This is a genomic window from Pseudomonas sp. 1152_12 (assembly GCF_052850675.1).
Map to the genome: position 1 here is coordinate 1 of NZ_VXCW01000027.1, position 19,889 is coordinate 19,889.

Annotated in this window: 18 protein-coding genes; 11 read left to right on the forward strand and 7 right to left on the reverse strand. The window is 58.0% G+C overall.

The genetic code is table 11. From position 1 onward, the window contains the following. Positions 1–83 precede the first annotated feature (83 nt). The 3 genes from FW764_RS27455 to FW764_RS27465 all read right to left on the reverse strand — a co-directional run bounded on the left by FW764_RS27455 (position 84) and on the right by FW764_RS27465 (position 2,980). Positions 84–908, reverse strand: a complete 825-nt coding sequence (locus FW764_RS27455; RefSeq protein WP_446436628.1) for an ATPase — start codon at positions 906–908, stop codon at positions 84–86. A gap of 127 nt (positions 909–1,035) precedes the next feature. Then, the gene (locus FW764_RS27460; RefSeq protein ID WP_446436629.1) at positions 1,036–2,034 is read right to left on the reverse strand and encodes an NAD-dependent epimerase/dehydratase family protein; all 999 of its coding nucleotides are present in this window, start codon (positions 2,032–2,034) and stop codon (positions 1,036–1,038) included. Positions 2,035–2,086: 52 nt separating this feature from the next. Continuing rightward, positions 2,087–2,980, reverse strand: a complete 894-nt coding sequence (locus FW764_RS27465) for a LysR family transcriptional regulator ArgP (RefSeq protein ID WP_446436630.1) — start codon at positions 2,978–2,980, stop codon at positions 2,087–2,089. A gap of 101 nt (positions 2,981–3,081) precedes the next feature. Between FW764_RS27465 and FW764_RS27470 the strand changes: the two genes are divergently transcribed. From FW764_RS27470 to FW764_RS27505, 8 genes are all read left to right on the forward strand, one after another. Next, positions 3,082–3,483, forward strand: coding sequence for an ACT domain-containing protein (locus FW764_RS27470; RefSeq protein WP_446436631.1), 402 nt, complete (start codon positions 3,082–3,084; stop codon positions 3,481–3,483). 5 nt (positions 3,484–3,488) lie between these two features. After that, positions 3,489–4,088 (forward strand): LysE/ArgO family amino acid transporter, encoded by a 600-nt coding sequence (locus FW764_RS27475; protein WP_446436632.1) that lies wholly within the window; start codon positions 3,489–3,491, stop codon positions 4,086–4,088. Between the two features lie 178 nt (positions 4,089–4,266). Beyond that, positions 4,267–4,863: a superoxide dismutase gene (locus FW764_RS27480; protein WP_003212997.1), complete on the forward strand. Its 597-nt coding sequence runs from the start codon at positions 4,267–4,269 to the stop codon at positions 4,861–4,863. A gap of 268 nt (positions 4,864–5,131) precedes the next feature. Next, positions 5,132–9,814 carry an RHS repeat domain-containing protein gene (locus tag FW764_RS27485; protein ID WP_446436633.1) on the forward strand — a complete coding sequence of 1,561 codons (4,683 nt, stop codon included), beginning with the start codon at positions 5,132–5,134 and terminating at the stop codon, positions 9,812–9,814. 328 nt (positions 9,815–10,142) lie between these two features. After that, positions 10,143–10,382 (forward strand): hypothetical protein, encoded by a 240-nt coding sequence (locus FW764_RS27490; protein ID WP_130908786.1) that lies wholly within the window; start codon positions 10,143–10,145, stop codon positions 10,380–10,382. Positions 10,383–10,581: 199 nt separating this feature from the next. Beyond that, entirely contained in the window at positions 10,582–12,633 is a 2,052-nt protein-coding gene (locus FW764_RS27495; protein WP_446436634.1) for a putative bifunctional diguanylate cyclase/phosphodiesterase, read from the forward strand. A gap of 126 nt (positions 12,634–12,759) precedes the next feature. Beyond that, positions 12,760–14,103: an imelysin family protein gene (locus tag FW764_RS27500; protein WP_446436635.1), complete on the forward strand. Its 1,344-nt coding sequence runs from the start codon at positions 12,760–12,762 to the stop codon at positions 14,101–14,103. A gap of 261 nt (positions 14,104–14,364) precedes the next feature. Continuing rightward, positions 14,365–15,819 (forward strand): TrkH family potassium uptake protein, encoded by a 1,455-nt coding sequence (locus tag FW764_RS27505; RefSeq protein WP_446436636.1) that lies wholly within the window; start codon positions 14,365–14,367, stop codon positions 15,817–15,819. On the opposite strand, the gene FW764_RS27510 is transcribed toward FW764_RS27505, so the two are convergent. Beyond that, positions 15,776–16,834, reverse strand: a complete 1,059-nt coding sequence (locus tag FW764_RS27510; RefSeq protein ID WP_446436637.1) for an AraC family transcriptional regulator — start codon at positions 16,832–16,834, stop codon at positions 15,776–15,778. The genes FW764_RS27505 and FW764_RS27510 overlap by 44 nt on opposite strands. A gap of 160 nt (positions 16,835–16,994) precedes the next feature. Here FW764_RS27510 and FW764_RS27515 point away from each other — a divergent pair, with 160 nt between their 5' ends. Then, a complete protein-coding gene (locus tag FW764_RS27515) occupies positions 16,995–17,306 on the forward strand; it encodes an Mpo1-like protein (RefSeq protein ID WP_446436638.1) in 312 nt (103 codons plus the stop codon). A gap of 11 nt (positions 17,307–17,317) precedes the next feature. Here FW764_RS27515 and FW764_RS27520 read toward each other — a convergent pair whose 3' ends face one another. Next, entirely contained in the window at positions 17,318–17,668 is a 351-nt protein-coding gene (locus FW764_RS27520) for a hypothetical protein (protein WP_446436643.1), read from the reverse strand. A 14-nt stretch (positions 17,669–17,682) separates the two neighbouring features. Between FW764_RS27520 and FW764_RS27525 the strand changes: the two genes are divergently transcribed. Continuing rightward, positions 17,683–17,856 carry a hypothetical protein gene (locus FW764_RS27525; protein WP_446436639.1) on the forward strand — a complete coding sequence of 58 codons (174 nt, stop codon included), beginning with the start codon at positions 17,683–17,685 and terminating at the stop codon, positions 17,854–17,856. Positions 17,857–17,958: 102 nt separating this feature from the next. Further along, a complete protein-coding gene (locus tag FW764_RS27530) occupies positions 17,959–19,155 on the forward strand; it encodes an MFS transporter (RefSeq protein WP_446436640.1) in 1,197 nt (398 codons plus the stop codon). Here FW764_RS27530 and arfB read toward each other — a convergent pair. Both arfB and FW764_RS27540 read right to left on the reverse strand, forming a co-directional pair. Beyond that, the gene (gene arfB, locus FW764_RS27535) at positions 19,152–19,565 is read right to left on the reverse strand and encodes an alternative ribosome rescue aminoacyl-tRNA hydrolase ArfB (RefSeq protein WP_446436641.1); all 414 of its coding nucleotides are present in this window, start codon (positions 19,563–19,565) and stop codon (positions 19,152–19,154) included. The genes FW764_RS27530 and arfB overlap by 4 nt on opposite strands. A 12-nt stretch (positions 19,566–19,577) precedes the next feature. Continuing rightward, the gene (locus FW764_RS27540; protein WP_446436642.1) at positions 19,578–19,808 is read right to left on the reverse strand and encodes a pentapeptide repeat-containing protein; all 231 of its coding nucleotides are present in this window, start codon (positions 19,806–19,808) and stop codon (positions 19,578–19,580) included. Between the last annotated feature and the right edge of the window lie 81 nt (positions 19,809–19,889).

The window sequence follows — 19,889 nt, forward strand, 5'->3', positions numbered from 1 at the left end:
GCGAATACCAGTCAAAAGCGGTTTTGGAGGCTTCCCCTCAACTATAGAATCTCCCACAGTTGAAAGCCGGTTTACACCTGCTATCACTGCCCCAGAGGCCTGATCTTCGCTGGTGCGTTGAGCTGGTGCTGCAGGTTCTGCACCTGGCTTTGCAAGGTGGTGATGTTGCGTGTGGTCTGGATGCGGAACACGTCGAACTCTTTGTTGGTCGGCGCATCAGTGTTAGTCGACGGGTTGTCCTGCGCGCTCTTGAGCACGACGAGGTCCTGTTCCAGGCGGGCAATGGCCGCGCTCGGGTTGCCCTGTTTCTTCAGGGCGGCCACGTCGGCGGACAAGTCCTTGACTTCGCCTTGGGCCGCCTTGAGGCTGGCGACCGCGTCGGTCAGCGCCTGCACCTGGCCCTGCAACTTGGCATTCGCGTTCGACAGGTCGCTGGTGCTGGCGGTCATCTGCGCCAGACGCTGGTCCAGCTCGGAGGCCTGGCCAGCAACACCGACTTGCTGCTTGCCTTGCTCCAGCAACTGCGCTTCCAACTGTTTGATCTGCAACTTGAGCGCTTCGCTGCCATTGTTCACACTGGCTTGGCTGGCCACCACCTTGCCGGAAATATCCTGCAGGCGCCCCGCTGCTTCTTCGCTGATGCGCGCAAAGCTTTCTTGGGTGGCGACCAATTGTTGGCCCATCAGCGAGATCTGCTGGAAGCTCCACCAGGCAAGGCCTGCAAAGGCGATCAGCAGCGCGCCGACCAAGGCCCACAGCGGGCCGGTGCTGGCGCTCTTGACCTTGACCACCTTTGGACTGCGCGAGCGCACCGACGTGGCGGGACTCGGCTCGAAATCATCATCGTCCCCGATGTCGGCCCGCAGGCTGGGAACGTTGTCGAAGTCGTCTTTAGCATCGTTACGCATGAATCAACCCTGAATCGGTGAGATGGCTATCTAAAAAGCCGAGCAGCACGAGTATAAACCGCGCTTGCGCCGCACTGATCGACCCGGAACCGCCCATGCGGTTCCCGAAGTGTTGCCAGGTGTGAACTTACTGGCGCCCCGGATCTTGGGCTTTCCACCAACCGCAGAACTCATCGAGGGCGGTCCAAAGGCTGACCTTGGGCTCGTAGTCGAGATAATGCCTCGCCCGACTGATGTCGAGGGTGAAATCTTTGTTCATCACCTGCATGCCCAACCGTGACAACGCCGGCTCTGGGCGCCCCGGCCACATCGCGCAGAATGCCTCGTTCAACGCCGCTACGCTGTAGGACAAACCGTAAGACCGATAACGCGTGACTTGAGGCAGGTCCATCTGGCGCATCACGTAGTTGACCACATCCCACACCGGCACCGGCGTGCCATTGCTGATGTTGTAGGCTTTGCCCAGTGCCGAGCCGGTCGCCAGCAAACTGCTCAGCAGCGCTTCATTGAGGTTGTGCACACTGGTGAAATCGACTTTGTTCAGGCCGTCGCCGACGATAGCCAGGCGGTTCTTACGCTGCATATTCAACAAGCGCGGGAAGATGCTCATGTCACCGGCACCGGTGACAAAGCGCGGGCGCAACGCCAGCACTTCCAGGCCGAACTCCTGGGCACCAAACACCTTTTGCTCCGCCAGGTATTTGGTGGTGGCGTAGGGATGCTTGAAGCGCTTGGGCACTTGCTCTTCAGTCAGCCCCAAGTGATCGCGCCCGTCGAAGTAAATCGACGGCGACGACAGGTGCACCAGGCGCCCGACGCGCTGCTTAAGACAGGCTTCGACGACGTTTTCAGTGACCAACACATTGCCTTGATGGAAGTCCTGATACTTGCCCCACAACCCAACGGCGCCGGCACAATGCACCACGGCTTCAACATCGCGGCACAGGTGGCGCACCAGATCGGCGTCGTTCAAATCACCCTGGATAAACTCGGCGCCGCGCCGTACCAGGTGCTCCACACCTTCGGCGCGCCGCCCGTTGACCCGCACGTCCAGGCCTTGCTCCAGGGCGAAACGCGCAAAGCGCCCGCCGATGAAGCCGCTTGCGCCGGTGACCAGAATTTTCATGCATTACCCCATGTTCTTTCGTTTTTCATCGCTGTTGCCTTGACGCCCGCCATCACTCCAACGGCACCAACCATTGGCCACAGGCCTGGGCCAGATGGTCGGTCAACAGGCCCAACAGCTGCCCGCCACTGCGCCAATGATGCCAGTACAACGGCACATCGATGGGCTTATCTGGCAACAACTCGACCAATACGCCGGTTTGCAGTTGGTCACGCACCTGTAATTCAGGCACCAGGCCCCAGCCGAGTCCGGCTTCGGTCAAACGGATAAAGCCTTCGGACGAAGGGCATAAATGGTGTTCGAAACCGCCATCCACACCCAAGGAAGCTAGGTAACGGTGTTGCAGAAAATCATCCGGACCGAACACCAGCGCCGGTGTGCGCGCCAGTTGATCGGCGCGCACGCCCTCGGGGAAATGCCGGGCAATAAAAGCCGGGCTAGCCAGCGCTCGGTAGCGCATGGCGCCGAGTAACAGGCTACGCGCGCCCGCCACAGGACGCTCGCTGGCACAGATACAGGCTGCTACCTCACCGGCGCGCATGCGTTTGAGGCCGACGGTCTGATCTTCCACCACCAAATCCAGCAGCAAATGCTGCTCGGCGCAAAAGTCGCTGACGGCCTCGGCCCACCAGGTGGCGAGGCTGTCGGCATTCAGTGCAATGCGCAGGCGCTCGGGCATGCCCTCCTCATCCAGCGCCGGCACCTGGCTTTGCAGGTCGCGCTCGAGCAAGCGCACCTGCTGCACATGGTTGAGCAGGCGTCGGCCGATTTCGGTGGGTGACGGCGGCGTGGCCCGCACCAGCACCGGCTGGCCGACACGCGCCTCGAGCAACTTGATGCGTTGCGAGATCGCCGACTGCGACAGGCCCAACACCTGAGCACCGCGCTCGAAGCCAGCCTGTTCCACCACCGCCGCCAAGGCGGAAAGCAATTTATAGTCGAACATCAGTTTCTCTTATGAGCGATCAGCAATATTTGTTTTTCTTATACAGCGTAGCCCATGAGAATGACCAGCATTGCGTCTCTGTCTATTTAAGGAAACTTCACATGGCTGGCGAAACCGCCCTGGTCACCCTGCTTCACAGCATGAGCCCACAGCTCAACGATGGCGATTACGTGTTCTGCACCCTGCCCGACAACCGTTTCCCCGAAGGCTGCGACGTTATCGGCAGCTTCCGCGAACGGGAAGGGCTGACGCTGATCCTCGAGCGCCAACAAGCGGAGCAAGCCGGGCTGGCGTTTGACTACATCGCCGCGTGGATCACCCTGAATGTGCACTCCGCCCTGGAAGCCGTGGGTTTGACCGCTGCCTTTGCCGCTGCACTGGCCAAGGCCGGCATCAGTTGCAACGTGATCGCGGGTTACTACCACGACCACCTGTTTGTCGGCCGCAGCGATGCTGAACGGGCCCTGGATGTATTGCGCCAATTGGCAGCCAACGCGGAGTAACGGCTATGTGGCAAAGCTACGTGAATGGGCTGCTGGTGGCCCTCGGCCTGATCATGGCGATCGGCACCCAGAATGCGTTTGTGCTAGCGCAAAGCCTGCGCCGCGAACACCACCTGCCGGTGGCGGCGCTGTGCATCGTGTGTGATGCGATTCTGGTGGCTGCCGGGGTATTCGGCCTGGCCACGGTGCTGGCACAAAACCCGCTGCTGCTGGCGATTGCCCGTTGGGGCGGCGCGGCGTTCCTATTATGGTATGGCACCTTGGCGCTGCGTCGGGCGTTCTCCAAGCAAAGCCTGGATCAAGGCGAACACCTCAAGGTGCGCTCCCTACGCGCGGTGTTACTCAGTGCCCTGGCAGTGACGTTGCTTAATCCGCATGTGTATTTGGACACCGTCTTGCTGATTGGCTCTTTAGGCGCTCAACAAACTGAACCCGGCGCCTACGTGGCCGGTGCCGCCAGCGCCTCGTTCCTGTGGTTCGCCACCCTGGCATTGGGCGCCGCGTGGTTGGCGCCCTGGCTGGCGCGCCCCGCCACCTGGCGGCTGTTGGACTTTTTGGTAGCGGTGATGATGTTCAGTGTGGCGTATCAATTGATCAGCGCTTGATGAATATTCCAAAACGCTCTGGAACCTCTATCCCACACAGTTGTTGCGTGGTTTTGCCACACCCCCGGTGCTATGATCCGGACCCTGCGCCGCAAGGAGTACAAACTCCCCGGCGCTTGTTTGGCCGCCCGTGATCGGCCTTGCGCTCACCGCAACTGACCTGATTAGGAGAATCATCATGGCTTTCGAATTGCCGCCGCTGCCCTACGCACACGATGCCCTGCAGCCGCACATCTCCAAGGAAACCTTGGAGTACCACCACGACAAGCACCACAACACCTATGTCGTGAACCTGAACAACCTGGTGCCAGGCACCGAGTTCGAAGGCAAGACCCTGGAAGAAATCGTCAAGTCTTCTTCGGGCGGCATCTTCAACAACGCCGCACAGGTCTGGAACCACACTTTCTACTGGAACTGCCTGGCGCCAAACGCTGGCGGCCAACCAACCGGCGCACTGGCTGAGGCCATCAACGCAGCGTTCGGTTCGTTCGACAAGTTCAAAGAAGAGTTCACCAAGACTTCCGTCGGCACCTTCGGTTCCGGTTGGGGCTGGCTGGTGAAAAAAGCTGACGGTTCCCTGGCCCTGGCCAGCACCATCGGCGCCGGCAACCCGCTGACCAGCGGCGACACCCCGCTGCTGACCTGCGACGTCTGGGAACACGCTTACTACATCGACTACCGCAACGTGCGTCCAAAGTATGTGGAAGCGTTCTGGAACCTGGTCAACTGGAAGTTCGTGGCTGAGCAGTTCGAAGGCAAAACCTTCACTGCGTAAGTACTGCTTGCCGTACAGCTGTTCAGTTACGTGGTTATCGAATAATCCGTGACCCGTTCAAAAAATCCGGAACCGCCTCAAAGGTTCCGGATTTTTTATGCCTGATATACAGCCTAGCTGTTAACACTTAAAACAATGAAACTTATAGCGAATACGCATAAAAAACTGTCAGAACTCACAGCTGCCCGCCGGAAAACCAGTGCGTAAACTTGGATCACCATGACTGTTCTGAAGTCTCAGAACATGCACATTTATAAGGAGATTCCACATGGCGCACAATCCAATGGGCAAGGACCCGGCCGATTACGAAAGCGAGCCGATTTTTAATGCGACCACCCAAAAACTCAACATGGTGAATACCCGCACCGGACTCTTCGAGGCGTATCTGAAGATGCTCTCAGTGGTCGGTAACTCGGGTAGCGGACCGGAGTTAGAACTGGACATGTTTTATAGCCCCCTGACAAACAATCAGGCTGCGTTGGGCGATGGCTGGGAGTTCAGCCCTACTATTTACAGTGAAGAACATAAAAAATTGACGCTCAACACCGGGGAAACACTGGCCCTGGAAAAGGGTGAAAACCTGAAACAACCGGCGGTCATTGCTGAATGGGGCGCCGATGAAAAGCTGACGGTCTATCGCAAAGGCGGCAGAACAGAGATTCTGTCCAAGCTGGGCGAATCGCTGTTTTATCTGCCCGAATCGCTGACCACCGATGGCTACAATTTCCTGTACATGACCTGGATTGCCACCCCCCATGTCACAGACGGTAAAACCTATTATCAAACCAAGCTGCAAAGCGTTCGAGACAGTCTTCGTACGTTGCTCAACATTGAATATACGCTCGCCGACGATAACGCCCAACCGGCAATCACCCCGGTCACGTTGACTTATTGGCCCGATGACCCCTCTGAAACACTGCGCTATGAACTGACCATTGAAGACTACGCCCTTAAATCCGTGGCGCTGGCCGAGGATATTAAAGCCACGTTTGAGTATTTAGATCACGAGACCGCCGGATGGCTACTGAACAAGGTCACCGGCTGGGAAGGGCTCACTGAAGCGCTTGAGTACAGCGACGATCAGCGGACATTCCCGGACAACCCCAAACTCTCAGCACTCCCCTGCGTCAGCAAGCATTACATGCAGCCTACCGGCGGCGGAACAATGATCTATACGCTTTACACGTATGCCACCGCCTCCGACCTTAAGTTCTACACAACCACCAGCGTCAAAAATGATGGCTCTTATCGTAGTACTGTCGAATACAAGTACGACCGGAACACCAACGAAATATTATTAGAAACCACCACCCTCTCAAGTAACTCGGGCGTCACCACCACCGCCACAAACTACACCATCTCCGCGACTCAAAATACAATAAAAAATGAGCACTCCATTACTTACACACAACAGCGTAAAAGTCGAAAAGTCGACATTCATAACCGCTTCAACCAAGACGCCGCCCTGATTGAAAACAAGCAACACAACAGACTCACGGATTTCATATACCAGCGTGACAGCGACGAAAAATTCCAGTCCAACTACGTATCTCTAGAGTTTGTAAAATCCGCCAATCTATTAGCCCCAACCATCAGCAAAAAAGAGTATTTCTATGGCAGGATAGATGGTCTGCGCGCGCAAAAACTCAGGCATATAACAGAAAACCTTACCCCCTTAAATATTTTAAACCCCACTATAACCACCCAAACTTTCAGCTACTACCAGACCAATGACTTTCGCAAAGGAAAAACAGAGGCCGTCCAGCAGCAAGTCAACGTATTTACTTCACACACACGTGAATTTGAGTACACACTCGGCGGCACAAACAATACAGAACTGACCACCCAGTGCACCGAATACACAAACGCCTCCTCCCCGCGCACGTCTTCAAACACTCAAAGCATCCTCAGTGGGCGCCTTATTCGTCAGGTAGACACCGATGGTAACCAGGCCGAGTACACCTACGACGCTTTCGGCAGGTTGTCGACGCACACACTGTGTGCACAAAGCCCAACCTATAAACAAACCACTACTTATACGTACCCGGCTCCTGGCCAAATCAAGCTTACCGAGCCCAATGGGCGGGTGCGCTTGAGCGAATACGATGGGCAAGACCGACTGGTAAGAGAGTACGACTATGTCACAGCGGACACTCCACGCCTGCTCAAGGAAATCAGCTACGACGCGCTCGGGCGTGAGAATCGCAGCACTCAGTACGATTACCGGGCTGACGGCACCCAGATCAGCGACTGGAGCGAAGTTAAATACGGTGGTTGGGGTGAAATCAGCGGGCGGCGCTACAGCGATGGCCGGGAAGATTTCAATCTGTATGACCCCATCGAGATGAAACGGTCCGAGTGGACCGGAAAACCCACTGACAAACACCGAAAGGTGACGACTTACAACCTCGACGAGACGATCAAGAAAATTGAGTTGTTGGGTCAAAATGGCGCGGTCTACCAAACCCAAACCGCAACCTACACGCCTGCACTGCTGCTTGAACGGCTGGTAACCGATGGCGAGTTCGGCATCACGACCATCAACTATACCTATGACCCCTTCGGGCGTGTGCTGACAGAGGCCCATAGCGAAAAGGACAAAGGGCTGCTCTCCCCGAACCTTGTTTACAGCTACCACTACACCTATTCCCTGGGTTCAACGAGCGAAGAACCCGAAACCATAGAGATCCATCACGGCCTGCAGAAACGCTTATTAGGTAGCCGAACGTTCGACGACTGGGACCGTGTCACCAGCTTGACCCGAGGCAACGCCACCGAGACCTACACTTACGATGGCGCCAGTCCGGTACCCGCTTCGACGGAAACCGCTGACGGCACCGTCCTCAAACACGAGTACATCAAAGAACTGGGCAATAAACCGAGCAAAGTCAGTAGCGCGGACGGCAGCCAGCAGAAGACCTTCACCTATGCCTACGCTAAGCAAAGCCTCTCCACGGCCAGTGAGGGAGAGCATTTTCTCCAGTACAACCATGACCTCAACTTACGTGTGAACCAACAACGCGTGCAAACTCAACCTGGCGAAGCCAAAGAAGTGTCCACTCGTTACTCTCCTGCAGGGCGTCTGCTCAGTAAGACCGACGTAATAGGGGCCTCGACGGAGTTTCGATACAACGACGGGGGGCAGCGCTATAGAAGCATGAACGAATTCTTCACAACGCACGCCTACACCGACCAGGGGCAGTTGGCTGAAGAGGTTGTAGAGACTCGAACCGGCGCAACGAAAACGGTCGAAGTAAGTTACACGTATGACGCTGAGCAGCGTGAAACCAGCCGCCGCTTCGTGTCCCTTGGGAACACCCCCGTTAACCTGGCAATAGCAACCACTTACTATGCCGACGGCAAGTTCAAACAGGTCCAACTGAAAAAAGGCAGCGCGGTCCTGGGCTCTCGCAGCTTCACTTACAGTGCGGGCGGGCGGCTTAAGTCCTGCACGACAACTGGGGTCTGGAGGCCTAAAACCCCGAAAGGTACGCTCATAGATAAGCAAGAGTTCACCTATGACGGGGTGGGCAATGTCACCCAATGCATCAGCACGTTCGCAGGCGTGCGCAACACAGCAACCTATACCTACGACAGCTCAATGGGCGTTCGCCTGGAAAAGATCACGAACACTCACGCAGACTACACAAAATCGGCGACCTTGAGGTATGACGCTGCCGGTCGTGTCACTCAAGATCAAAACGGTAAGAAATATACCTATGACTGGTTGGGGCGACTGACACAGGTAGGGAGCAGTCGGTATACCTACGACCCCAGTGATCGCCTGATGACTCATGACGAGGGGCCGCAAGAACGTCAAATCATCTATAACGACCTTCAGGTCAATGGCGAGTACGCGCTCGGCGATAACAACAACGCCCGTCAACTGCAGCCCGGCAGTGCCGCCTGCACCGCTCAACGATCCAGAGTTTCAGGGGTGGACAGAACCCTTTACGAATGGCGCGACCTCAACGGTACAGTGTGGGTGACTTACGACGCGGTGGCCGACACCACGAAGTTTCACGCCTATAGCCCCTATGGCGAACACTTCTTTGAGGATATCCACTCATTACTCGGTGCCAACGGCGAACTCGACGACAGCACAATCGGCCAATACCCCTTGGGCTGCGGTTACCGCTTTCTCAACCCGCAGACTCGACAGTTCAACGCCCCGGATTCACTCAGTCCCTTCGGCAAAGGCGGCCCACACGCTTATGGTTACTGTACCGACCACGACCCAATCAACTTTCAGGATCCCAGTGGTCACTTCTCGGCGAACAACCGACTCTGGGAGTATTGGGGAGGCCGCCTTCCTCAGCCAGAAAGCCTGGGCGAAGACGCGGATAAGATCTCTACGTTCATCTTTAGCGGTATTGGGGTGCTCACGGCCCTCATGACCGGAGGAGCAACGCTGCTATTGTTGGCCGGATTAGCCGCTATTTCGGCAACCCTGGCCATCGCATCGGTGTACGTTGCCGACATCGATAAGGACTGGTCTGCTGGATTGGCCTGGGCTTCCCTTGTCTTCGGCTTGGCTGGCGGAGCCTGGACACTAGGACGCAAGATTGTACAGAGGGCAGCTATGTTTGCTCGCTATCTGGGTAACTCGGCGCGTACTGTGGGCAAGGCTGTTTTTCAACGCACAGCGGCCATTTCACCTACGCAAAACGTACTGTTAGGCAGCCTCGGCGAGTTGCCAGAAAATATGAGCCCTACACTTAATCTGCGCCTGGTAGAGCCGTTCCCCTTCAACACCCGGTCACTGTTACCCGGAGTCAGAAAATTCGACATCGCTGGTGACCTCAACACCGTCGTTTTCGGTATCACGGGAGTCTTGGGAAATACCGGTACTTTGTCGGGGGCGCTTAACGAACTGAGTGGGCTACTCGGTAACGGAACCTGGTTGCCGAATGGCAACTGGGGGCGGTTATGGACCAGAATTCGGCGATAACACCCGCAGACCTGAAAGTAATCTGTGTCAGCACCTGACGCCTAACGCTGGCGACCGACCGGCGAACTGCATCAGGCAATGAAAAACTCACTGGCCCGGTGGCAATTGCCGGGCTAATGAGATGGTCACCCCAACACCCTGTGAGGGCTACGCTTTCACGGGGTGTTTTGTTTTCGGAGGCCACCCGTTAATCAGTAATGCAAAAATGGGGGTGACCATAGATTTCTGTGGGCAATGAATTGTGGTCAAGTCGTTGGAACTCAGTGCGCCGATCATGCCACGTAGTCAGTGTGAGGAATTCGCCTCTCTTACCTGTCGGAGATATTACATGAGCATTGGAGCAATAGCCGGTCTCGCGGGCCCAGCTGTAGGTCTCGTTGGCGAAGTGTTAAAAATGGGCACCGAGATCGCCAAAATGGCCACTCAAATGGTCAAATCGCAATCGGGCAATAAAGAGGGTGGCGGTGATCAACACAAGATCGCGCATGAAGCTATGCAGAGCAAGGAACGTGTGAATTTTTCGAACAGCGAATCGACAAGCAACAAAGTGAACATCAACTTCTCTTAAAAACAGCGTCGGCTCCCTGCGCACCCACTGCGCCGATGGACCTGTCTGAGGCAGGCGGATACATGTCCGCCTCGCCACAGCGCCCGCTCAAGTTCCCCATCAAACCCACCGACGCCCTAATGTTCTTTTGACTGCCATCACCAGATTGCCAATACTCATGGCATATTGAGGCCACCCGAACGGAACAAGGAATGCCCCTTTGAAGCTGGAACTCAAAAACAGCTTGTCGGTGAAGTTGCTACGGGTTGTGCTGCTGTCGGCATTGATCGTGGGCGTGGCGCTGAGCGCGGCGCAGATCGTGTTCGATGCCTACAAGACACGCCAGGCCGTGGCCGGTGATGCCCAGCGCATCCTCGACATGTTTCGCGACCCCTCCACCCAGGCCGTGTACAGCCTGGACCGCGAGATGGGTATGCAGGTGATCGAAGGCTTGTTTCAAGACGAAGCCGTGCGCATGGCTTCCATCGGCCACCCCAACGAAACCATGCTCGCGGAAAAAAGCCGCGCGATGCAGCAATCGCCCACCCGCTGGCTGACCGACCTGATTCTTGGCCAGGAACGCACCTTCACCACTTCATTGGTCGGCAAAGGCCCCTACAGCGAGTATTACGGCGACCTGAGCATCACCCTCGACACGGCCACCTACGGCAAAGGCTTTCTGGTCAGTTCGGTGATCATCTTTATTTCCGGCGTATTGCGCGCCTTGGCCATGGGCCTGGTGTTGTACCTCGTCTACCACTGGCTGCTGACCAAGCCGTTGTCGCGGATTATCGAGCACCTGACCTCGATCAACCCGGACCGCCCCAGCGAACACAAGATTCCCCAGCTCAAAGGCCACGAACGCAATGAACTGGGGCTGTGGATCAACACCGCCAACCAACTGCTTGAGTCCATTGAGCGCAACACCCACTTGCGCCACGAGGCCGAGTCCAGCCTGCTGCGCATGGCCCAGTACGACTTTCTCACCGGCCTGCCCAACCGCCAGAAGTTGCAGGAGCAACTGGACAAGATCCTCACCGACGCCGGCCGCCGCCAACGTCGCGTTGCGGTGTTGTGCGTGGGGCTGGATGACTTTAAAAGCGTCAACGAACAGTTCACCTACCAAGCCGGCGACAAACTGCTGCTGGCTTTGGCCGACCGCTTGCGCGCCCACAGCGGCCGCCTCGGCGCACTGGCCCGGTTGGGCGGCGACCAGTTTGCGCTGGTGCAGGCCGACATCGACCAGCCTTACGAAGCCGCCGAGCTGGCACAAAGCATCCTGGACGACCTGGAAGCCGAATTCGCCCTGGAGCATGAGCAGATTCGCCTGCGCGCCACCATCGGCATCACCCTGTTCCCCGAAGACGGCGACAGCACCGAGAAGCTGCTGCAAAAAGCCGAACAAACCATGACCTTGGCCAAGAGCCGTTCGCGCAACCGCTATCAGTTCTATATCGCCAGCGTCGACAGTGAAATGCGCCGGCGCCGCGAACTGGAAAAAGACCTGCGCGATGCCCTCAGCCGTGACCAGTTCCACTTGGTGTACCAGCCGCAGATCAGCTACCGCGACCACCGGGTGGTCGGCGTCGAAGCGCTGATCCGCTGGCAACACCCGGAGCACGGCCTGGTGCCGCCCGATTTGTTCATCCCGCTGGCGGAACAGAACGGCACGATTATTCCGATTGGCGAATGGGTGCTGGACCAAGCCTGCCGGCAATTACGCGAATGGCATGACCTGGGCTTCACCGCGCTGCGCATGGCGGTCAACCTGTCCACCGTGCAGTTGCACCACACCGAGCTGCCACGGGTGGTCAACAACCTCATGCAGATCTACCGCCTGCCGCCGCGCAGCCTTGAACTGGAAGTCACCGAAACCGGCCTGATGGAAGACATCAGCACCGCCGCCCAGCACTTACTGAGCCTGCGCCGTTCCGGAGCGCTGATCGCCATTGATGACTTCGGCACCGGCTATTCATCCTTGAGCTACCTCAAAAGCCTGCCGCTGGACAAGATCAAGATCGACAAGAGCTTCGTCCAGGATCTGCTCGATGACGACGACGATGCAACCATCGTGCGCGCCATCATTCAGTTGGGTAAAAGCCTGGGCATGCAGGTGATCGCCGAAGGCGTGGAAACCGCTGAGCAAGAGGCCTACATCATTGCCGAGGGCTGCCACGAAGGTCAGGGTTATCACTACAGCAAGCCATTGCCGGCCCGAGAGCTGGCCGCTTACTTGAAACAGTCCGAGCGCAATAACGCAGCGATTCTCTGAAATAACAAAACGATACTGAATATTTCCCGCGTATACCCCTTTACACATAATGCAAATACTTCGCATTATGTCGCAGCTTTTGCGCTCCCCGAGCGCCCTATCAACAACCGAAGCAGGATGTTCGCCATGATTCGTATGCCCCTGGCCACCGCCAGTCTGCTGGCCATTGCCATTTCTCTCGCCGGTTGCGGCGAAGGTAAAGACAAGGCCGCCGCGCCTCAAGCGCCGACCCCTACTGCCAGCACTACCGCTCCAGCGGCTGCCACCTCAGCAGGCCAGGTCGACGAAGCAGCCGCCAAGGCCGTGGTCGCGCATTACGCTGACATGGTGTTCGCGGTGTACAGCGATGCCGAATCCACGGCGAAGACCCTGCAAACCGCGATCGACACTTTCCTCGCCAACCCGGACGACCAAACCCTGAAAGCGGCCCGTACCGCTTGGGTGGCCGCGCGCGTGCCGTACCTGCAGAGCGAAGTGTTCCGTTTCGGCAACACCATCATCGACGACTGGGAAGGCCAAGTGAACGCCTGGCCCCTGGACGAAGGCCTGATCGACTACACCGACAAATCCTACGAACACGCCCTGGGTAACCCAGGCGCCACCGCCAACATCATCGCCAACACCCAGATCCAGGTCGGCGAAGACAAGGTCGACGTCAAGGAAATCACCCCGGACAAACTCGCCAGCCTCAATGAGCTGGGCGGTTCCGAAGCCAACGTCGCCACCGGCTATCACGCTATCGAGTTCCTGCTGTGGGGCCAAGACCTCAATGGCACCGGACCTGGCGCGGGCAACCGTCCTGCCTCCGACTACATGACCGGTGATGGCGCCACTGGCGGCCACAACGAGCGCCGTCGCACTTACCTGCGTGCAGTGACCCAGTTGCTGGTCAGCGACCTGGAAGAAATGGTGGGCAACTGGAAACCCAACGTCGAAGACAACTACCGCGCCACCCTGGAAGCAGAACCGGCTACCGACGGCCTGCGCAAAATGTTGTTCGGAATGGGTAGCCTGTCCCTGGGCGAGCTGGCGGGTGAGCGCATGAAGGTTTCCCTGGAAGCCAACTCGCCGGAAGACGAGCAGGATTGCTTCAGCGACAACACCCACAACTCGCACTTCTACGACGCCAAAGGTATTCGTAACGTTTACCTGGGTGAGTACACCCGCACTGACGGCACCAAGATGACGGGCCCGAGCTTGTCGTCGCTGGTGGCCAAGGCTGATCCCGCTGCCGATAACGCGCTGAAGGCTGACTTGGCGTCGACTGAAGCGAAGATCCAAGTCATGGTTGATCACGCCAACAAGGGTGAGCACTACGACCAGTTGATCGCCGCGGGTAACGATGCCGGCAACCAGATCGTGCGTGACGCCATCGCTGCGTTGGTCAAGCAGACAGGATCGATCGAGGCGGCTGCAAGCAAGCTGGGTATCAGCGACTTGAACCCGGATAACGCTGATCACGAGCTCTGATCACGCATTCTGATCAGTGGTGAGTTAAATGAGGCGACCTTCGGGTCGCCTTTTTTGTGCGTGCTCGACCACCCCATGACCTCTGTGGGCGCTGGCTTGCCTGCGATAGCGGTGTGTCGGCAATTGAGTTATCGAATGGCGCACCGCCATCGCCGTCAAGCCAGCGCCCACTGTTGATCTTCATTGATCTCAGGCTCCAGGTTTACATGCCCTGCACCCCAGGTAGAATGGCGCCTGTCCTCCAACACCCGAGCAAACTTCATGGCGTTGCCGACCCTACGCATCATCGGTTTCATCATCGGCATCTTCCTGATCACCCTCGCGATCGCCATGGTCATCCCGATGGCCACTCTGGTGTTCTTCGAACGCACCAGCGACCTGCCCTCGTTTCTGTGGGCCAGCCTGATCACCTTTCTCGCAGGCCTGGCCCTGGTCATCCCCGGCCGCCCCGAACACGTGCACCTGCGCCCCCGGGACATGTACCTGCTGACAGTCAGCAGTTGGCTGGTGGTGTGCATCTTCGCCGCGCTACCCTTTTTGCTGACCCAACACATCAGCTATACCGACTCCTTCTTCGAAAGCATGTCCGGCATCACCGCCACCGGCTCTACCGTATTGAGCGGGCTGGACAGCATGTCCCCGGGCATCCTGATGTGGCGCTCGCTGCTGCACTGGCTCGGCGGCATCGGTTTTATCGGCATGGCGGTGGCGATCCTGCCGCTGCTGCGCATTGGTGGCATGCGCCTGTTCCAGACCGAATCCTCGGACCGCTCGGAAAAGGTCATGCCGCGCTCGCACATGGTGGCGCGCCTGATCGTGGCCGCGTACGTGGGCATCACCATTCTCGGCAGCCTGGCGTTCTGGTGGGCCGGAATGGGCTTGTTCGACGCGATCAACCACGCGATGTCGGCGATTTCCACCGGGGGGTTTTCCACTTCCGACGAATCCCTGGCCCACTGGAAACAACCGGCGGTGCACTGGGTCGCCGTGGTGGTAATGATCCTCGGCAGCTTGCCGTTCACCCTGTACGTGGCCACCTTGCGCGGCAACCGTCGGGCGCTGCTCAAGGATCAGCAAGTGCAAGGCCTGCTCGGTTTGCTGCTGGTAACCTGGCTGGTGCTCGGCACCTGGTACTGGTGGACGACCAATTTGCATTGGTTGGACGCGCTGCGTCACGTGGCGCTGAACGTCACGTCCGTGGTGACCACCACCGGTTTTGCACTGGGGGATTACAGCATCTGGGGTAACTTCTCACTGATGTTGTTCTTCTACCTGGGCTTTGTCGGCGGCTGCTCGGGCTCCACGGCGGGCGGGATCAAGATCTTCCGCTTTCAGGTTGCCTACATCCTGCTCAAGGCCAACTTGAACCAGCTGATTCACCCGCGCGCCGTGATCAAGCAAAAATACAACGGCCACCGCCTCGACGAAGAGATCGTGCGCTCGATTCTGACCTTTTCGTTTTTCTTCGCCATCACTATCTGCGCCATTGCGCTGGCCCTTTCGCTGCTGGGGCTGGACTGGATGACCGCGTTAACTGGCGCCGCCAGCACTGTGTCGGGCGTTGGCCCGGGCCTGGGCGAAACCATCGGCCCGGCCGGCAACTTCGCCAGCCTGCCGGATGCGGCCAAGTGGATCTTGTCATTTGGCATGCTGCTGGGGCGACTGGAGATCATTACAGTCTTTGTTCTGTGCATTCCGGCGTTTTGGCGGCACTGATAGTCGACGCTTCCAGCAACCGCGCCCGGTATTCGCCGGGCGTGACGTCGAACCAACGACGAAACGCGCGGAAGAAATTGCTCGGGTCGGCAAAGCCCAACAGGTAGGCGATTTCCAGCAGGGTCATGCCCGGCTGCGCCAGGTATTGCTCGGCGAGTTCGCGACGAGTGTCGTCGAGCAATGCTTGGAAACTGGTGCCCTCTTCCTGCAAACGCCGCTGTAAGGTGCGCTGGGACAGGTGCAACGTCTGAGCGACCACTTCGCGCTTGGGTTCGCCCTGAGGCAGCAGACGGCACAGCACCTGGCGCGCCTTGTGGGTCACGCGACTCTCGGAAAACCGCGCGAGGTATTCACCGGCAAACCGATCATGCAACAGCGCCATGGCCTCGTTGGCGGTGGGCAGCGGCGCATCCATGTCCGCTTGCTCGAAAATCAGTGCGTCATAGGGCGCATTGAACTCCAGGGGCGCATGAAAGACTTGTTTGTAAGGCGCCAGGTCCGCCGGTTGCTCACCTTGCAACACCACCTTGCGCGGTTGCAGGGTGCGGCCAGTCAACCAGCCGCACAGAGCCAAGGCACTGGCCAGCGAGGCTTCGGCGCTTTGCCGGGTAGGCGGCAGGTGATCACCATGCACTGTCAGAATCAATGCATAGCCTTCGGGTAAGAGTCGGAAACTCAGGTCTGCACTTTCGGCGATGATGCGCTGATAGCGCACCAGGCGCATAAAGCCTTCGGCTAAGGTGTTGCTGGACATCAGCGCATAACCGGCCACATGAAACGACGCTGGGCGCACCACCTTGCCCATATTCAAGCCAATCGCCGGGTTACCCGATAGCTCCACGGCCCGCTGCCACAGCCGGGTCATGGAGTCCTGTGGAAAACGTGCGTCAGGATCCCTGAGGGCGGCGTAGTCCAGGCCCAACTGTTTGAACAAGACACGGCAGTCCAAGCCGTCCATTTCCAACGCCTTGACTATCCCCATCGCCCAGCTTGCAGAAGTTGTTCGTTCGCTCATGGCGTCTTCTTAAAAAAGCAGGCTTAAACGTCAGCCAGGAAGCCAAGGATACTAAAGTGGCATCTATTGTCACTGGCTGTTACTACTGATCACTCTAGACTCAAATAAGCTCCCCGCCGAACATCTGTTGGGCGGTACAACCACCCAAGGGCCGGCCAACGTGGAAAACATCAAACAATTCAATAGCTTCGCCGAGTTCTACCCTTACTACCTGAGCGAACATGGCAACAGCACGTGCCGGCGCCTGCACTTTATCGGCACTACGCTTGTGATCGGCATTCTGGCGTATGCCATCGGCAGAGGTTCATTGGGCCTGCTGCTGGCCTTGCCGGTCGCCGGCTACAGCTTTGCCTGGATCGGTCACTTCTTCTTCGAAAAGAACCGCCCGGCGACCTTTCAACACCCGTTCTACAGCTTGCTGGGCGACTTTGTGATGTACCGCGACATGGTTCTGGGCAAAGTGCCTTTCTAAAGAGAAAGCCGTCAGGCCTGTGACCTCTTGTCACTTGCTAAAAAAATGAAAAATCCTACATCCGTCGACATAAAATTCTTTTTGTCATTTTCAGTGCTGTATCCTGCCAAGGCTTTTTGAGAGCGCGCAATCACCTGAGATTGATAAAACAGACCTTGCGAGGAGCGACGACAATGCACGAGATACCTAATCTCCCCTTCCCAAGCCTGCACCCAACTGAGCAGCCAACACCCCAGCAGGCCAGTAACAAAAAGCCTGAGGCCAAAAAAGCAAAACCAGTCGACAGCAAACGCCAGGACTGATGCCGTACCAGACCGTGTGGAAAGCGTACCATTGAGCGCTTTCCACACTGCCTGAATCACCCGAGATGCCCGCCATGACTGATACCCTCCCCGACGCCGCCGTTCTCGATGCTGCCTTGCAGATGATCGACGTCTGGAACCGCCTCAGCCCCGACAAACAAGCTTTACTGCTCAAGCGCTTCGGCACCCAGGAAAACGCCCTGGCCGCCCTGGTGACCACGCAAATGCTGGCGCCCGCCAAATCCTGACGCGTTTGATCTAAAGTTTATGCTGTGTTGGCGCCCGGCCCAGCCCGAGCAGCGGTATCATTAGCAGCCTATCTTTACCTGCTGCGACAGTGGACCACTCCAATGCCAGATACCCAGCGCCCCATGGCGGTCACGCTGCAAGTCGTTTCCATCGTGTTGTTCACCTTCATCGGTTACCTGAATATCGGCATTCCCCTGGCCGTGTTGCCGGGTTATGTGCACAGTGAACTGGGCTATGGCGCGGTGATTGCCGGCTTGGTGATCAGCGTGCAATACCTGGCCACACTGCTGAGCCGCCCGTATGCCGGTAAAATCATTGATAACCTCGGTAGCAAACGCGCGGTATTGATCGGCTTGGTGGGCTGTGGCCTGAGTGGCGTATTCATGCTGCTGGCGGCGTGGTTTTCAAGCCTGCCGGCCTTCAGCCTGGTCAGCCTGCTCATCGGGCGGCTGGTACTCGGCAGCGCGGAGAGCCTGGTCGGCTCGGGTGCCATCGGCTGGGGCATTGGTCGGGTCGGCGCGGCCAACACGGCCAAGGTCATCTCGTGGAATGGCATTGCCAGCTACGGCGCACTCGCCGTCGGCGCACCGCTTGGAGTGGTGCTGGTCAGTCATCTCGGACTGTGGAGCATGGGCGTCAGCATCATTCTGCTGGCAGTACTGGGTGTGCTGTTGGCCTGGAACAAGGTCGCCGCGCCGATTGTGGCCGGTGTGCGCCTGCCGTTCATGAATGTGCTGGGCCGGGTGTTGCCGCACGGCTGCGCCTTGGCGCTGGGCTCGATCGGCTTTGGCACCATCGCGACTTTTATCACCTTGTATTACACCACCCAGCAGTGGGACAACGCGGTGTGGGCGCTGAGCCTGTTCGGCGCCAGCTTCATCGGCGCACGCCTGCTGTTCGGCAACTTGATCAACCGTATCGGAGGCTTTCGCGTGGCGATTGCCTGCTTGTCGGTGGAAATCCTCGGCCTGCTGCTGCTGTGGCTGGCACCGGATGCTCACCTGGCCCTGGCTGGCGCAGCGTTAAGCGGGTTTGGCTTTTCCCTGGTGTTTCCGGCGCTGGGAGTTGAGGCGGTTAACCTGGTGCCGGCCTCCAGCCGAGGTTCGGCGGTGGGGGCTTATTCGCTGTTTATCGATTTGTCGCTGGGCATCACCGGCCCACTGGCGGGTGCGGTGGCGGCAGGCTTCGGCTTTGCCTCGATCTTCCTGTTCGCCGCCCTCGCAGCTGCCGGTGGCTTGCTGCTGAGCGTCTACCTGTACCGGCAAGCCCCCAAGGCACGCGAGGCGCGTGACGCCTAGAAGTCGACCTTGCCGCGCCCGGCCTTGATGCTGCCACGCTTGGTCTTGGATTCGAGGCGGCGCTTTTTCGAGCCCAAGGTGGGCTTAGTCGGGCGGCGCTTCTTCTCAACCTTGGTAGCGCTGAGGATCAACTCCACCAAGCGCTCCAGCGCATCCGCGCGGTTCTGCTCCTGCGTCCGGTATTGCTGGGCCTTGAGCACCAGCACACCTTCGCTGGTAATCCGGCTGTCGCGCAGTGCCAGCAACCGCTCCTTGTAAAAGTCCGGCAACGACGACGCCGGAATATCAAACCGCAGGTGCACCGCACTCGACACCTTGTTGACGTTCTGCCCGCCAGCGCCTTGGGCGCGAATCGCGGTCAGCTCGATCTCGGCGTCGGGCAGTTGCACCGTGTTGGAAATTACCAGCATCACTCAAAAACCTTAGGCAACGGACAAACCCCATTCGGACAACAACATCGACGCCTGGGCTTGGGAAATCACGGCGCCTTTAAACAGTTTGGCATCATTGAGGCGAAAGCCACTCAAATCCGCACCGCGCAAGTCAGCACCAGCAAAGTTGGCGCCGTTGATGCGGGCGTGGGCAAGGCTGCAGTCGATCAATTCGGCCTTGCGAAAGTCAGCATCCGACAAGTCGCTGTCGGTGTGCTGCATGCGGCCTCCTAGGCAAGGGTCGATAAAAACAAGGTAGCGAGTTTAACCTGTCGACGCTCACAAAAAACCCGGCAAGGCGCC

What these genes read in the sequence shown, in the direction of transcription:
- FW764_RS27455 (WP_446436628.1), bottom strand. Translation starts at nt 908, where the DNA reads ATGCGTAACGATGCTAAAGACGACTTCGACAACGTTCCCAGCCTGCGG.
- FW764_RS27460 (WP_446436629.1), bottom strand. Translation starts at nt 2,034, where the DNA reads ATGAAAATTCTGGTCACCGGCGCAAGCGGCTTCATCGGCGGGCGCTTT.
- FW764_RS27465 (WP_446436630.1), bottom strand. Translation starts at nt 2,980, where the DNA reads ATGTTCGACTATAAATTGCTTTCCGCCTTGGCGGCGGTGGTGGAACAG.
- FW764_RS27470 (WP_446436631.1), top strand. Translation starts at nt 3,082, where the DNA reads ATGGCTGGCGAAACCGCCCTGGTCACCCTGCTTCACAGCATGAGCCCA.
- FW764_RS27475 (WP_446436632.1), top strand. Translation starts at nt 3,489, where the DNA reads ATGTGGCAAAGCTACGTGAATGGGCTGCTGGTGGCCCTCGGCCTGATC.
- FW764_RS27480 (WP_003212997.1), top strand. Translation starts at nt 4,267, where the DNA reads ATGGCTTTCGAATTGCCGCCGCTGCCCTACGCACACGATGCCCTGCAG.
- FW764_RS27485 (WP_446436633.1), top strand. Translation starts at nt 5,132, where the DNA reads ATGGCGCACAATCCAATGGGCAAGGACCCGGCCGATTACGAAAGCGAG.
- FW764_RS27490 (WP_130908786.1), top strand. Translation starts at nt 10,143, where the DNA reads ATGAGCATTGGAGCAATAGCCGGTCTCGCGGGCCCAGCTGTAGGTCTC.
- FW764_RS27500 (WP_446436635.1), top strand. Translation starts at nt 12,760, where the DNA reads ATGATTCGTATGCCCCTGGCCACCGCCAGTCTGCTGGCCATTGCCATT.
- FW764_RS27505 (WP_446436636.1), top strand. Translation starts at nt 14,365, where the DNA reads ATGGCGTTGCCGACCCTACGCATCATCGGTTTCATCATCGGCATCTTC.
- FW764_RS27510 (WP_446436637.1), bottom strand. Translation starts at nt 16,834, where the DNA reads ATGAGCGAACGAACAACTTCTGCAAGCTGGGCGATGGGGATAGTCAAG.
- FW764_RS27525 (WP_446436639.1), top strand. Translation starts at nt 17,683, where the DNA reads ATGACTGATACCCTCCCCGACGCCGCCGTTCTCGATGCTGCCTTGCAG.
- FW764_RS27530 (WP_446436640.1), top strand. Translation starts at nt 17,959, where the DNA reads ATGCCAGATACCCAGCGCCCCATGGCGGTCACGCTGCAAGTCGTTTCC.
- arfB (WP_446436641.1), bottom strand. Translation starts at nt 19,565, where the DNA reads ATGCTGGTAATTTCCAACACGGTGCAACTGCCCGACGCCGAGATCGAG.
- FW764_RS27540 (WP_446436642.1), bottom strand. Translation starts at nt 19,808, where the DNA reads ATGCAGCACACCGACAGCGACTTGTCGGATGCTGACTTTCGCAAGGCC.